The sequence below is a fragment of the Acinetobacter higginsii genome, assembly GCF_000369845.1.
GTDB classification, from domain to species: domain Bacteria; phylum Pseudomonadota; class Gammaproteobacteria; order Pseudomonadales; family Moraxellaceae; genus Acinetobacter; species Acinetobacter higginsii.
On the sequence record NZ_KB850217.1, the window covers coordinates 86,086 to 100,589 of the forward strand.

14 protein-coding genes are annotated in these 14,504 nt (G+C 35.8%); all 14 read right to left on the minus strand.

Annotated features, from left to right (window positions below; all coding sequences use genetic code 11):
• Positions 1-33 precede the first annotated feature (33 nt).
• A complete protein-coding gene (locus F885_RS06130) occupies positions 34-834 on the minus strand; it encodes a heparin lyase I family protein (RefSeq protein WP_005319832.1) in 801 nt (266 codons plus the stop codon).
• An 86-nt stretch (positions 835-920) separates the two neighbouring features.
• Positions 921-1,877: an alpha/beta hydrolase gene (locus tag F885_RS06125; protein ID WP_005319835.1), complete on the minus strand. Its 957-nt coding sequence runs from the start codon at positions 1,875-1,877 to the stop codon at positions 921-923.
• A 10-nt stretch (positions 1,878-1,887) separates the two neighbouring features.
• On the minus strand, positions 1,888-2,826 hold the full coding sequence (locus F885_RS06120; protein ID WP_005319838.1) for an SDR family NAD(P)-dependent oxidoreductase: 939 nt from the start codon (positions 2,824-2,826) through the stop codon (positions 1,888-1,890).
• Between the two features lie 3 nt (positions 2,827-2,829).
• Positions 2,830-5,010, minus strand: a complete 2,181-nt coding sequence (locus tag F885_RS20345; protein ID WP_005319840.1) for a glycosyltransferase family protein — start codon at positions 5,008-5,010, stop codon at positions 2,830-2,832.
• Positions 5,011-5,012: 2 nt separating this feature from the next.
• A complete protein-coding gene (locus tag F885_RS06115; RefSeq protein WP_005319843.1) occupies positions 5,013-5,663 on the minus strand; it encodes a hypothetical protein in 651 nt (216 codons plus the stop codon).
• A 12-nt stretch (positions 5,664-5,675) separates the two neighbouring features.
• Positions 5,676-6,905, minus strand: coding sequence for a UDP-N-acetyl-D-mannosamine dehydrogenase (wecC, locus tag F885_RS06110; protein ID WP_005319847.1), 1,230 nt, complete (start codon positions 6,903-6,905; stop codon positions 5,676-5,678).
• Between the two features lie 55 nt (positions 6,906-6,960).
• A complete protein-coding gene (gene wecB / locus F885_RS06105) occupies positions 6,961-8,082 on the minus strand; it encodes a non-hydrolyzing UDP-N-acetylglucosamine 2-epimerase (RefSeq protein WP_081401678.1) in 1,122 nt (373 codons plus the stop codon).
• Between the two features lie 135 nt (positions 8,083-8,217).
• Complete coding sequence (locus F885_RS06100) at positions 8,218-9,894, minus strand: polysaccharide biosynthesis/export family protein (protein WP_005319853.1); 1,677 nt, start codon at positions 9,892-9,894, stop codon at positions 8,218-8,220.
• Between the two features lie 5 nt (positions 9,895-9,899).
• Positions 9,900-11,000 carry a KpsE/RkpR family capsule polysaccharide export protein gene (locus F885_RS06095; protein ID WP_005319855.1) on the minus strand — a complete coding sequence of 367 codons (1,101 nt, stop codon included), beginning with the start codon at positions 10,998-11,000 and terminating at the stop codon, positions 9,900-9,902.
• Positions 10,981-11,652: an ABC transporter ATP-binding protein gene (locus F885_RS06090; protein WP_005319858.1), complete on the minus strand. Its 672-nt coding sequence runs from the start codon at positions 11,650-11,652 to the stop codon at positions 10,981-10,983. The genes F885_RS06095 and F885_RS06090 overlap by 20 nt, the downstream gene beginning before the upstream one ends.
• Complete coding sequence (locus F885_RS06085) at positions 11,649-12,470, minus strand: ABC transporter permease (RefSeq protein ID WP_005319861.1); 822 nt, start codon at positions 12,468-12,470, stop codon at positions 11,649-11,651. The genes F885_RS06090 and F885_RS06085 overlap by 4 nt, the downstream gene beginning before the upstream one ends.
• A gap of 301 nt (positions 12,471-12,771) precedes the next feature.
• Entirely contained in the window at positions 12,772-13,137 is a 366-nt protein-coding gene (locus tag F885_RS06080) for a ribonuclease E inhibitor RraB (protein ID WP_004801857.1), read from the minus strand.
• A 136-nt stretch (positions 13,138-13,273) separates the two neighbouring features.
• A complete protein-coding gene (locus tag F885_RS06075) occupies positions 13,274-13,747 on the minus strand; it encodes a GNAT family N-acetyltransferase (protein WP_005319866.1) in 474 nt (157 codons plus the stop codon).
• 24 nt (positions 13,748-13,771) lie between these two features.
• A complete protein-coding gene (locus F885_RS06070; RefSeq protein ID WP_005319869.1) occupies positions 13,772-14,437 on the minus strand; it encodes a pseudouridine synthase in 666 nt (221 codons plus the stop codon).
• Between the last annotated feature and the right edge of the window lie 67 nt (positions 14,438-14,504).

The following is a 14,504-nucleotide window of genomic DNA, read 5'->3' on the forward strand; positions in this document are numbered from 1 at the left end:
TAAGTTATTAAATATTTCATTAATGGTAATAAATCAATCAAATGAACTAGTTATTTCCTTAAAGTTTATATCCTTATAAGCAATACGGAAATTTTTTGATGGTTCCTGATATTTATATACACCAAACTTTAACCTAAAATTAGGCTCAGCGTTACTATTTTCTGGATAACCCATAGCTCCTGTCCAATTCAAAACTTCCTTATTATTTTCAAAAATTATAATTTTCCCTTGCATATCCGAACTAATCTGAAAATTTACTTTAAACTTTTTCCATTGCGGACTAAGTTTAACATTCACTAAATTCTTTCCAGCAATACTATTTTGAGGATTCCTGATCATAAATGCAGCATGGTCACTACTCCCTCTTTTCATTCTCAATCCAAAAATTGGTGAATATTGAGGAGCTTGCCATATTTGTAATAAATAAAAAGACTCATTCGTTATATCCGAATCTGGAAAAACTTTTAGCTTAAAATTAATCTCATAAGCTTTTCCAAACTTAATCTTAGGATTTGCAAATGTTAATTCAACCCTATCATTGACTTGTTTATTATCAGCAACCGACGCAGAGTTCATCATAGCTTTTCTTGTATTACTGAATTTTCCAACTAGGGGTTTTTCAGCTGGCACTGCAAAAACGACAGCATCTCCGTCTAATTTTGGAGCAATAGCATTACCTTGACACTTTCCTGAAAGCCGCCCATTACTTTCAGAGATATAATTTCCTCCATTACCAATTTTTTCCGAGCAACCATCTGCATTTAATATCTCTAAAGCATATGCTTGTGAAAATTGACATGCGATTAGAAATAGAACAAATCTTTTAAAAATCATATACTTTACTTCCTAAGACCATAGGGTATATTTAACAAATTCTTTAGACTGTTCTATAAAAATATACATCATATCTTAAAGAAAGATTAAATTTTAACCCACTCTTTATGATTCATTATTCGATTTATGACATCTATATAGTTATAATTCATTAAATCCAAAACTGTAGCTTTTAATAAACCATTAATTAACAAAGTCTGCATAACAAGATGGGAACCACCTTTAACTGGTATGAAATATGGTAATGGATAGGCCGTTAATATCGTTTCTTTCATAAACCTTATATCTCCAGATTCTAATGGATCATAAATAATAAAAACTGGTTTTGATGTTTTAGGTACATTACTGATCGGAACATGTTTATATTCGACATCCTGATAATCTGGATGGCTCATAATCGGATGAACTGGTAACATTGGAGCGCCAGCAATGATAGTTGCATCTAAAATACCACCGAAATAGCAGGCACAATATCCTCCTAAACTGGTCCCATATACAAAAACTTTTTTCCCAATAGTTTTATCTTTAATTACTTTTTCAAATAGTTCTAAGCTTAAATCCTGATACTGGTTTTTATCATGCTTGTGTAATGCAATTAGATTCCAACCATTAGACAAAATAAATTCAGCTCCAAAAGGAGAAGTCGTTTTATCTGTTTGCGCAGAATTAAATGTTACAAATGTTATGTTTGACTCTTGATTAAATTCTGTGATCTTTAATCTTTCCTCTTCATGTAAAACTTCTTCATTAACAACAAATACACGCCCATACTTGTCTAAATAAAAAAATCTTTTAATGATTACTTTATCACTTTCTAAAACAGTATTTTCACATTCAGGCCTATTGAATAACTTTAAACAATAAACTTTATTCTTTTCAAGTTTTACCTCTAATTCGGAATAAGTTTTCTTAGTATAGGATTTTGCAGCAATCCTTTTATTTCCAGATAAGATATAAAATGCAAAATCTGAGCCAAAATTTTTCTTTACGTGTACTGTAAAGTTCGGCTCTGTAAATGTAACTTTCTCAAACTCAAAACTCATTTTTCTACCCTTAAAGAAGCTTAATACAATTCTCAATTTCTTGAAAATCTTCCCCAATAATAGAACTTAAGAGATTATTATTTGAAACAGATTTCTTTATATCTCCCATGCGCGATTCTTTGTAACTAGGTTGAATATCATTTGAATCATATCTATTTTTTATGACCTCTACTAATCGGTTAATAGTAGTACTCTTACCAGACCCAGTACAAACCACTAAGAAGTTATTGTCATTTAGATTATAATCCATCAATTTTATATTAGCTTTAGCTACATCTTTAACATAGATGAAATCACGGTATTGTTCACCATCACCATAAATCGTTATTGGAAGTTTTTGTCTAATACGATTATCAAATATAGAAATTACTCCACTATACTCACTATGGGGATCTTGCCGAGGTCCATAAACATTAAAATATCTTAATGCAATACATTCTAATCCATATTGTGAAGCATAAAGCTTCATATATTGTTCTGTGACAAACTTCTCTAGACCATAAGGTGAGATAGGTCTAGTAATAGATTTTTCATCTTTAGGTAATGCTGGTTCATCCCCGTAAATAGCCGCACTACTTGCAAACAAGAAACGCTTTACAGCATTTTTTCTTGAAGCTTCAAGAATACTTAGAGAACCTTTAATATTAACCTCATTCGTGAGCAATGGGTTTTCTATTGATGTTTGGACAGATGCTATAGCTGCTTCATGAAAAACATATTGGACATCATGCTTCTTAAAGATTTGACATATCTCTTCATGATTACAAATATCAGTTTTATAGAAGATAAATTTACTTGATATATCTTTCAATAAATCGATATTAGATTGCTTTCCTGAATAAAAGTTATCAACACCAATTACAATATTTGAAGGTTCTTTTAACAACTCTTCACAAATATGAGAGCCAATAAAGCCAGCAGCACCAGTAACTAAATAGATCTTTTCCATATTTTACCTCACGCTCGCATATATAAAGTCTAAATATGCTTTAATTGTAATATTTAAATCAAAATTATCTTTTGCATATTTTTTTACTTTATTAATTTCAGCTTCAGAAAAAACATCATTATTAAATATATATTCAGCTGCCAATTTTACATCATTAAAAATAGGTGCTTCTCTATAAACATCTTCTGCACCGGGCCAATCAAAAATTACTGGTTTGGCACCTGATGCCATTCCTTCTGCAACAGCAGTATGGCAACCTTCAATATCACTAGTCGAAAGCATCCAACCAATTTTTCGGAACCAAGCTGCAACATCAGCTCCATAATCATCAAAAATAACTCCACCTTTTAAAATAGGGCTATTCTCAATTCGTTGATATTGTTCTATGAAATATTTTTTCTCATCTTCTTTAACCCATACGAAAGGAATATCCCATGGTTGTTTAGACTTTATACGCAGTGTATATCTAGAATCTAAATTACGTAAATATTCTAAAGTATCTAAAGCACGATCCAATCTTTTTAAAGTTGGAACCATACCCAATAAACCTAAAGTATATTGATATGATTTTGCTTTCGGTCTGTCAAACAAATCTATATCTGCATATTGAGGAATAGTAGATATTTTTTCTTCTAACCATCCATAATTTTTTATGCAGTGATCTTTTATATAATCACTTACAACTATCATTTTGTCTACATTATCAAATTTTATTAAATCTGGTTGACTAGTCGTGATTTCAAAACGATGTAAGCGAACTAATAACTTCTGATGAGATAATTTATTTTGGCTATAATAAACAGCTGCTCCTACAGCCCATTCACATAAAATAATATCAGCCCATTCCAATAACTCTTTTGATTTTTTTGCATCATGACGAAGTGTAGTATTCCAATTATCAAATCTAACTTCTAGGTTATTATCTTTTAGTATTTCATCGATGATTCTAGTAAAGAACTTATTATCATGAGATGCAATCAATACTTTCTGTTTTTCTTTCAAAATAGGTCTAACGATTAATTTTTCCTGCTCGTAAAAAGGAGCCAATCGCACTTTATAAGTATTAGAAAAACTATACTCTTTAGCAACTTCCTGCAATTTTTTCGACCAATAAACATAAAGTTTAGGGTAGTTTACAAAACTATCAACTACAGTAGGAATTTCTTCTATTGTATTAACAAACCCTGGATAATCATTTCCAACTAGTCTAATATTTGCAGCAGTTTTCTTTAATAAAGGTAATGTACCAACGGACATTGCTTCTAAAAGCTTGGTTGAAATCTCATTACTTGTATCATAAACATCTTGTCTTAAAGAAAGCATAAATGAAGCTTGAGATACTTTTTGAATAGTACCTTTACGATCTAATTGTTTGATCCAAGTAAAATTTGAGCAAGTTTCTGAATTTAATAACTTATCCTTAATTCTTCCTACAAAACTTTTATCAAGTTTTGATGAATTGATCTTAGAACCAACATACATAAGTTGATATTTATTAAATCCATCAATCAATAGTAAATCTAAAAAATCTTCTACATAATACTGTTTATCTAATTTTCCCGCATATATTAATATAGGATTTTTAATTTTCTTCTGTATTGTTTTCACCATTGACTTTTTAAAATCTGGAACAATTGGATTTAAAACAATAACCTTTCCTATAAAATCTGGATATTTGTAATCGAAGTATGACCGCATTTCTTCAGTTTGCAATATCACTCGAGAAATATAAGGCAGTGCTTTTTTTATGATATCTTGCTCGTAATCATCTTCATAAATATTTAACTTAGCAAAATATGTATCAACTTTGGATAAGATTTTCTTATAAGATGGATTTTCAGCCTTACTTACTAATTCCTTTAAATATCGTGGTGCTCTCAATATAATATGATCTAAATGAATTTTTTTGTCTAATCCATTTAAAATAGTAAACAGTTCATAACTAGAACATGGATTCTCATTACCCTTATTTATATAAGGATTATTAAAAAGATCAATAATATTTACATGAGGGATTTCATCCAACAGAATACGAGAATTAATTTTATCTCTTAAAATCAAATAGACATTGAATTTATCTTTAGGAAAAATTGATGATATTGATTGTAACCAGATAGATGAGCCATCTATACCATTTGTTGATATATCACCAAATATAGCAACATTTTTCTTATTTACAATCATTCTTAAACACTCTCATCAAACAACACATTATTAAACAAAGACAATCTATCTAAAATAATAGGAAACAGAGCCAAATCATTTTTATGAACTAGCACCTTATTAATTCTATTATTTTTCAACAATAAGTCTAAAAATTGATTTGTTTTAGGAATATCATCATAAGTTCCAAAGTAGCTCCACAATGGATTATCAATTATGTGAGATAGATTTAACTCTATCTCATCAAAATTACCATAGAGTAATAACTCTCTAAAATTATTAGGAGTAAGCAATGTCCAACCATTTTGTTTTGCTAGCTCATTACTAAACGTTAAGACCTGCTTTCTATCTTTTAAAATTGGTAAAAAATAAAACTGAGGACTTGGTTCTTCATTATTTACTCTAACTGGGGAATGATTAATTGCTACTTCCTGTTTGAGTATTACTCTACTTTCATTAAGCAAGGTATTTTTCACATTAGCTTTTTTTGTCGCAGCTAGAAGTTCTTTTATAAACTTATTCAACTCTAAAATTTTTATAGAATTAGGTCTATCATAGAATTTCATAATCGCCATTCCAACACGGAAAGCATGAGTATTCTGTAATTGAAAAACCTTTTTCTCTAAATCATGAATATAGTTTTCAATTTCATTGACCGATTTTAGTTCTTTCATTATTTTACCTAATTATCCCACGAAGCTCATCACAGAATCAGCTGGCAGCTGAATAAACTCGGTATGCTTCACTAAAACTGCACGCACATCTGCTTGCTCTAAAGCTTCATCTAAGTCAACTAAACGACCATTTGTGATTTCAGCTGGTAATTTATGAATATTCGGTTCAACCAAAAATAGCTCTACGTCATGCTTCAAACCAAATTCTTTCGCAATTTCGACCGCTGGGCTTTCACGTAAATCGTCAATATCAGGTTTAAAAGCTAGACCTAATAAAGCCACTTTTGGTTTACGTCCTAAAGCGCCGAGTTTTTCAATCTCATTTTCAATTTGCTGAATAACCCATTTTGGTTTGTAATCATTCACTTCACGCGCTGAACGCACCATTTTTGCCAACTCAGGCGTTTTGTTGACAATAAACCATGGATCTACAGCGATACAGTGTCCACCGACACCCGCACCTGGTCTTAAGATATTGACTCGTGGATGATGGTTGGCCAGTTTAATTAACTCCCATACATCAATATCGAGACTGTCACAGATTAAAGAAAGCTCATTGGCAAAAGCAATATTGACATCACGGAAAGCATTTTCTGTCAGCTTAGTCATTTCTGCAGTACGTGCATTGGTCTCTAACAACTCACCTTTAACAAAGATACGATAAACATCTTTTGCTTTTTGGGTACATGCTGCTGTCACACCACCAATGGTACGGTTGTTTTCAACCAATTCACGAATCACATGACCAGGCAGGACACGTTCAGGACAGTACGCAATATGTACATCCACTTCAGTATCTGTTTCATGCTTTGCAAATTTCAAATCAGGACGTAGGACAGATAACCACTCGACCATCTGTTCTGTCGCTCCGACTGGCGAAGTTGACTCTAAAATGATGATATTGCCTTGCTCTAATACAGGTGCAATGGTATTTACTGCAGCTTCGATATACGAAAGGTCTGGTGTGTAATCTTCACCTTTAAATGGTGTCGGTACCGCAATCAAGAATGCATCTGCTTTTTCTGCTTGAAGAGAAGCTCGTAAATGACCAGAAGACACTACTTTTTTTACGATTTCTTCTAAACCAGGCTCCACAATATGAATCTTACCTTCATTGATGGTATCAATCGCATATTGATTAACATCAAGCCCAATCACTTGTGCCCCAGCATTTGCAAACATGGTTGCTGTTGGCAAACCAATATAACCCAAACCACTAACTGAAATTTTTAACTCTGACATGGAGATTCTCTACAATATTTAAAATATGCTTCTACTATTCATTAACGATTTGCGATTAAGCAAATTGCTTTAAATGCTCAATAATTCTTTTACATGATAGTCCATCGCCATAAGGATTATGCGCAAGACTCATTTGCTGATGCAGTTCTTGGTCATCTAATAACGCAGAGGTCTGCTGAATAATTAATTCTTTTGAAGTGCCCACCAGTTTTACCGTGCCAGCTTCCACAGCCTCTTGGCGCTCTGTGGTATCACGCATCACCAAAACAGGAATACCCAAAGATGGTGCTTCTTCTTGGATACCACCAGAGTCAGTTAAAATGATATGGCTATGTTGCATTAACCAAATAAACTGGACATATTCTTGCGGTTCAATCAATTTAATATTTTCAACACCATCAAGATATTGATAAACAGGTTGCATCACATTCGGGTTCATATGTACAGGGTATACAAATTCGACCTCTGGATAGCTTTCCGCAAGTGCCTTAATCGCTTTACAGATATTCTCAAAACCCTCACCAAAGTTTTCACGACGGTGGCCAGTAATCAAAACTCGTTTTTTATCGAGATCCAGCATATGAAAATGCGCACGCATTTCCTGCTGTAACGCTTCATTATTATTAAGCTGATCTTTCACATAAAAGAGCGCATCAATTACGGTATTACCGGTAATACAGATTTTGCTTTTGTCGATATGTTCTTGGAGTAAATGGTTGGCAGAGGTCTCTGTTGGACAGAAATGCCATTTCGCAATCACACTAGTCAATTGACGATTGGCTTCTTCTGGCCATGGCGAGTAAATATCATAAGTACGCAAGCCTGCTTCAACATGACCCACATCAATCTTTTGATAGAAAGCTGCCATTGCTGTGCTGAGTGTAGTAGAGGTATCACCATGTACCAAGACTAAGTCTGGTTTACAATCCACCAAGACTTCTTCCAACGCCAACATCATTCTGGCATTCAGTTCAGTTAAGCTTTGGCCTGCTTTCATGATATTAAGATCATAGTCAGGTTGGATATCAAATACAGATAAAACGGAATCCAGCATTTGTCGATGCTGAGCTGTGATACAGACTTTTGTTTCAAAAAATGGATCTGCACTTAATAGTTTTACCAAAGGCGCCATTTTAATCGCCTCAGGTCTTGTTCCAAACACAACTAACACTTTCATACTTTCACCAAATTATTCAATAATTTATTAGAAAATTATTGTTTCAACACCATATTCTATCAACATGTTTGTTTTAACCCTGACTCATTTATGCATCAGAGAATTATGTCTATACATGCAACAATCAAATTATCCCTATAAATCCAATGCCACCTTGGCTGCAACCGCAATTTGGAACAATACTTGAGTAATCCCACGCGTTAATTCCACAACTTTGGTCTGTACTTTAGGAAGGACTAAAATTTCATCCCCCTGTTGAATCTTATAACGCTTACTCACCAGTTCAGACTCACCATTTTGATGAATCACCACCAATTTTGATTTATTCGATTTCTGGGTAAAACCACCGACCTGATCAATATACGATGCCGCAGTCATATTCGGTTGCCATACCACCCCATTCGGGAAAGTCACTTCACCGTGGATCATAACCACTGAGGTTTTTTCTGGAATATTTAAAATATCGCCATTTTCCAAAATCACGTCATCAAAATCTTTAGGATTCAAGACCACTTGGCCTTTAGGCTGAATCGTACGTGCTTTGGCAATAAACTGTTTGACCAACTCGGCATCTTTTACGCGTAGATTAGCCTCTTCCTGCGTGGTTGAGCGTACAGAAAGTGTTGCTTCTTCAAGTTTATCTAAAGAAACGTTTAACATTTCCTTTTGTCGCTTAGCAACCGATGGACGGAAAAGCTGTAAGGCATCCACCTCTGATAGGGTATTCGGCTGAATCTGCTTCATCACTTCTGACAGTTTAGAACCATAAGGTAGTACCACCGCATGGGCGCCATTATGTGCCCCTTCAATCCGTACCTGAATAGTGCCTGCAAAACGATCAGCCGTAACAGTTAAAATATCCCCATCTTCAATCACCACATTATTGGCAGCAGAGAGTGGATAGTATTCACTGCGATACTCTGTACCCTGACGGCGCATAATACTGACATTGGTCGCGCCTGGTTTCAGTTTTGCTACTGATAATGCCTGAGCAACTGTGACTTCAGGAACGTTAAATTCAAAGTCATAGGCATTAAATACTTCACCTGACACCGAGAAGGTATGGCTACGCGGCGCTACCACAATCACATCGCCATCACGGAAGCTATAAGGCTGTAGTTTGCCTGCAATTAAAAAGTCATAGAGATTGACGTATTGCTTGAGCTGCCCATTACGCATAATGCGGATATCGACATAGCTACCACGTTGTGCGTCAACTCCACCGGCACGGTCCAGATATGCCAGTACACTGTCATTGGCGACACCACCATAAGCACCCGGTTGATTCACGAAGCCCGTAACCATGACTTTCACGGGTTGCGACTGAACCAAGGCTGCATAGACCCCTACATTAGCGACATAGGTTTTACGAACATAGCCTTCAATCAAAGACTGTAGTCGACCATTGGTGGTACCCGCGACTTTGACAGGTCCGACATTGGGAATAAAAATATTGCCTTGCGGGTCCACAGTTAAAGTACCCGCAAACTGGTAAGCACCCCAGAGGCGTAAATTAATATTATCGCCAGGGTTCAGCACATAGCTATCATTAAAGGTCGAACCTGCAGTACTGGCAAAAGCACCTTTAAATAGCTGTTCACCAAACATTTTGGTTGCTGTTGGGTATTTTTGTGCGCTACTTGGAGAAAGCCCAACCACCGATTGACTTGGTAAAATCGTATTATCGACCACATCATTATTTGTTTGTAAAACATTACTTGCTAAATCTTGTGGTAAAAGAGACTGTGTATCTGCCGCAAAACTATAAAAAGAAGACAATGCAAGCATACTGGTCAATAATATTTTTTTCATTGTGTTTACTCCTTATGCTCACGGATAATCGAGTAAATCAACATCGTGATACCAAATAAAATATTTAAAACTAAAAAATAGGTTGCAATCAGATAAAGCGTACGTGGATAAAGTGCGTCTTGTGCTAACTCTGGGGTAGATATAACAACTAATTTTTTCAGTTTGCGAGACGCTTCCAAACGGGCTTTTTCAAGCGATGCCAATGAAAGCTTATAGAGATCCGTTGCAAAGTCGACATTGGCTTTTAAGGCCTCAAAATCCGCTACACTTTTATTCAGCTTACTGGTATTTGGTGAGGTGAGTTTGGCTTTCTCATCGGTGATTTGCTTCTGTACCGATTCAATCTGACTACGGATTGCTACCACCTGAGGTGCGGTTTCATTTAAATAACTTAATGATGTTCGTTCTTCAGTACGTAACTGCGCCAAATTCGACTCTAGGCTGGCAACCACTGTTGCAACTGCTTGAGCTTGCGCCTGTGGGTCAAACATCTGATTTTTATTTTGATAATCCAGCAAAGTATCACGCGAAGCATCTAATTGTTCTTTCGCCTCATTTAACTGTTTTTCAGCAAACTTAAGTTGCTCTTCAGCAATCTGCTGCGAAAGATCATTAATAAAACTTTCACTATTTTTTAGAATTTCCTGGTTAAGACGCAAAGCAAATTCTGAACTAAAACCTTGTGATGCGATGGTCATCATCATGGTTTTCTCATCCAAAGAGACTTGCACTCGTTGATTAAAATACTTGACTAAATCTTCAACTGAAGCATCAGAGTCTAAACCGAAAACTGGATCATTTTTAGCAATAAAGGCTTTACGCAAGTTGATTTTCTTATCTAAGCTTTCAACCATATTTCTCGAAGAAATATAAGCTGTTAAGATATGTGCATCCTCATTACTGGTATTACTAACACCAAGCAAAGTACTCAACCCATTCGTGGCTGATACGTTTGATACCTCACCCACCTGTTTAACTAACAGCGTCGATTGAGATACGAAGCGCTCTTGAGCAAAAAAACAGAGATATATAATGATGAGCAATAGTGGCAACATCACAATTGCAATATAGCTAATCACTAAACCTTTATTTGTTATTGACCGCATACGCTTTATAAACCTCTATTGCCTCTGCAATATTTTCAAAAAATTCTGCTTGCCCGTTCCGCATTAAAAAAGCCACATCGCAATTGCGGGTTAAATCATTGAGATCGTGCGAGACCATAATAATATTGGATTTCTGTTTTAACTCATCCAACAGAGCTTGGCTCTTCTTTCTAAAATTGGCATCACCTACCGCTCCAGCTTCATCAAGTAGATAATAATCAAAATTAAACGCCATACTCATCCCAAAACCAATTCTTGAACGCATACCAGATGAATAGCTTTTAATCGGCATATCAAAGTATTTACCAATTTCGGCAAAGGATTCAACAAAATCAATAATCTGGTTCACTTCATCTTCATTGCTTAGATAAAGTCGAGCGACAAAACGAACATTTTGACGTGCGGTTAAACTGCCTTGAAAGCCACCCGATAATGCCACAGGCCAAGAAATAGTCTTATTGGTCACGACTTTGCCACTGTCAGCGAAATCGATACCACCAATAATTCTAAGCAGGGTACTTTTACCCGCGCCATTTTTGCCTAAGATCGCTACACTTTTGTTTTCAGGTAAAGTGACATTTAAATCTTTAAATACATAATGACGCCCCTTCGGTGTCACATAGGATTTTGTTAGATTGCGTAGCTCAATCATTTTGTTTTTACCATACGCTGTTCAAAACGCTTATAGAGCAGTAAACCCAGAAATAAAGAACCGATAATCCATTCCAATACATAGGTTAAAGAAATACCTTGAACCAACGGATAATTCGGTGCAACTGTATGGCGCATCAACTCCAAGAGATGAATAATTGGATTCCATAGCAAATATTCTTGATACTCAACAGGAACTAAATGAATGGTATAGATTACTGCTGATAGGAAATACAGAATGAAAAATAGCATTGGAATAAATTTATTCAGCTCTTGGGAAATATCACCAACAACCATAAAAATCAATCCTAGACCAAAACTGAATAAACTTAACAATACCCAATAACCCAATAGTGTTGGAATTGCCTCAAAACTTATAGTAAAACCAAACCACAATAAAATAGCGCTAAAAAATAAGTACGCTACAAAATATAAAAACAACTCAAGAAAACATCGTGCAATCAGTGTGTCAATGGGCTTTACGGGCTTATAACTAAATAGCCCTTTATTGGCTTGTACTGCACTTAATGATTGTATAACGGTGGTTCTAAATAAGAAAAATGGGATAATCCCATTGACTAGAAAAACCTCAAACTCCATCCCTGGTATGGTATGGCTAATTCGACCAAATAGAAGGAGTAAAACACCAATATGTAGTGCGGGTTCAAGTAGAATCCATAAATAACCAAGGCGAAACTGACCAAAACGGGTTTGCAACTCGCGTAAAAAAAGTGCACGAACTGCCGCATACATGACTTGCAGTCCGCCACGGGGTTTTAACCGTGGTAATCCTTTTAAACTGGATGTTTGCTCATCCATCCGACCCCCTGTAAGTGCTTATTCTTTGCACTAGCCTTATTTTCCAGCGAAGCTTAAATTATTTTTTCGAAAAGTTAAAGTTTCAAAATGTTCCATAATTTATGAATACGAGAAAGTTCTTCTATTAAAAAAATGTCAAATTACGGCACGGATTAAAGCAGAAGAGATTAGTAGATCACAGAGATAACTAAAATACCTATCTTTCAAAAAGTTATAAATCGAAAGTCAACCACCCCAATGTGCAAGGTGGGCAAAAATAGTGTAGTGAATTGTTATTTCAATAACAATTCACATAATTAAGTTACTCGTCTTCGTCGTAAATATAGCTCATACAACCCCAACCATCATACTCGCCATTGAACTCTTTGGCGATCTTGGTCATCCATTCTTCCAAGTCTTCAATATCTTCATATTCCAAAATCATGTTGACATGAATGTTCAGCACCCAAAGATCTGAACCATCTGAATGTACTTCTTCCTGAAAAAGTGAAATTTTTTGTTCTTGGTGTAAAAGATGCAAGGCACATTTTTCAACCTGTTCTTGTTTTTCAAAAACAATCGAAAATTCGACTTCATGTGGCTCGTTGAGTTCATTACCATCTTCAACCATCTGCCATAGCACGTTGCCATTATCATTGTCTGGGAATTGGTCATAGTCGCGAGTCATATAAATATCCTTTGTTGTGTTTTGGACTTGATATTTGGCTATAGATTAACCGATTTTTATGTCATTTTTTAGACGGATTAATAGCAATATTGTAGTCAAAAAACGATCAAAGTAAACGTCCTGAGACTCCCGTGTCTCAACGTAATACGATGCTCAGTACGATCTGATCAAGGCAAGCTATACCATTTTCAAAGATGGGTTCTGGATAGTCTCTAAAAACATCTCGCTCAATATGCGACAGACGAAATCCACATTTTTGATAAAGCGCCAGTTGATCTAAACTGGAGTTGCCCGTTTTGACCCATAATGTTTGGATATTTTGATCTCTTGTATTTTCAATGGCAAATTGAATCAAAGCTTTAGCAAGCCCCTGTTTTTGATAGCGTGAATCTACGGCTAGATTTTTAATTTCAGCTTGATCAGCCGTTCTGAGTAAACAAAGTTGCGCAATGATTTGTGCCTGATCATTCAACATGACGAACAGATTCGACTGCAATAAATAGGTTAAGACCTGCTGCCAACTTGGATCGGCCTCTAATAAAAGTGCCTTTAATTGACTTTGCTGTATCTCTGAAAGTGCTGCCCATTCAGTATATTGAATCGAATACATGCGCTTGCCTATTTATTGTAGTGTTTAGAACTTTAGCTCAGAATGGATTTCGACTGCATGCATTTTTAAAGGATGTTTGAATGCCAGATAAGCCGCATGCAGCGCCATCCGTTGTAAATGGAACTTGGCAGGTTCAGGATGATAAAGTTTATCGCCCATAATCGGATGACCAATGTGCATCATATGTACACGCAGTTGGTGTGAACGACCCGTGACCGGCTCTAAACGGACACGGCTTTGATCAGTTTCAGCATCATATGCCATGCATTGAAATAAGGTTTTGGCAGACTTACCCAATTCAAAATGCACCATCTGACGCGGACGGTTTTCCCAATCAGTAATGAGCGGTACTTCCACACTGCCCTCGCTTTGAATCTGTCCCTGTACCAAAGCCACATAGTATTTTTTGACGGTACGCGCCTGAAACATTTTACTGATTGCCACTTCTGCATCACGGTGTTTGGCAAACATGAGTAAGCCCGAAGTTGCCATATCCAGACGATGCGTGACTTTGGCAGCAGGGTATTTTTCCAAAACCCGTAAATAGGCACTGTCCTGATGTTCAGGTAACCGCCCCATGACCGACAATAGCCCAGCAGGCTTATTGATCACCAGTAAATCATCATCTTCATAGACGATCTCTAAAGGATCTTGTGGCGGTGTATAAATAAAATTGTCGTTTAGAGCCATGGCAACAGAACAAATTGAATCAGGTACAGGATGGGGAGTGATTATAGTTGCACCAACAGCTTTCGCA

What these genes read in the sequence shown, in the direction of transcription:
- F885_RS06130 (WP_005319832.1), bottom strand. Translation starts at nt 834, where the DNA reads ATGATTTTTAAAAGATTTGTTCTATTTCTAATCGCATGTCAATTTTCA.
- F885_RS06125 (WP_005319835.1), bottom strand. Translation starts at nt 1,877, where the DNA reads ATGAGTTTTGAGTTTGAGAAAGTTACATTTACAGAGCCGAACTTTACA.
- F885_RS06120 (WP_005319838.1), bottom strand. Translation starts at nt 2,826, where the DNA reads ATGGAAAAGATCTATTTAGTTACTGGTGCTGCTGGCTTTATTGGCTCT.
- F885_RS20345 (WP_005319840.1), bottom strand. Translation starts at nt 5,010, where the DNA reads ATGATTGTAAATAAGAAAAATGTTGCTATATTTGGTGATATATCAACA.
- F885_RS06115 (WP_005319843.1), bottom strand. Translation starts at nt 5,663, where the DNA reads ATGAAAGAACTAAAATCGGTCAATGAAATTGAAAACTATATTCATGAT.
- wecC (WP_005319847.1), bottom strand. Translation starts at nt 6,905, where the DNA reads ATGTCAGAGTTAAAAATTTCAGTTAGTGGTTTGGGTTATATTGGTTTG.
- wecB (WP_081401678.1), bottom strand. Translation starts at nt 8,082, where the DNA reads ATGAAAGTGTTAGTTGTGTTTGGAACAAGACCTGAGGCGATTAAAATG.
- F885_RS06100 (WP_005319853.1), bottom strand. Translation starts at nt 9,894, where the DNA reads ATGAAAAAAATATTATTGACCAGTATGCTTGCATTGTCTTCTTTTTAT.
- F885_RS06095 (WP_005319855.1), bottom strand. Translation starts at nt 11,000, where the DNA reads ATGCGGTCAATAACAAATAAAGGTTTAGTGATTAGCTATATTGCAATT.
- F885_RS06090 (WP_005319858.1), bottom strand. Translation starts at nt 11,652, where the DNA reads ATGATTGAGCTACGCAATCTAACAAAATCCTATGTGACACCGAAGGGG.
- F885_RS06085 (WP_005319861.1), bottom strand. Translation starts at nt 12,470, where the DNA reads ATGGATGAGCAAACATCCAGTTTAAAAGGATTACCACGGTTAAAACCC.
- F885_RS06080 (WP_004801857.1), bottom strand. Translation starts at nt 13,137, where the DNA reads ATGACTCGCGACTATGACCAATTCCCAGACAATGATAATGGCAACGTG.
- F885_RS06075 (WP_005319866.1), bottom strand. Translation starts at nt 13,747, where the DNA reads ATGTATTCGATTCAATATACTGAATGGGCAGCACTTTCAGAGATACAG.
- F885_RS06070 (WP_005319869.1), bottom strand. Translation starts at nt 14,437, where the DNA reads ATGGCTCTAAACGACAATTTTATTTATACACCGCCACAAGATCCTTTA.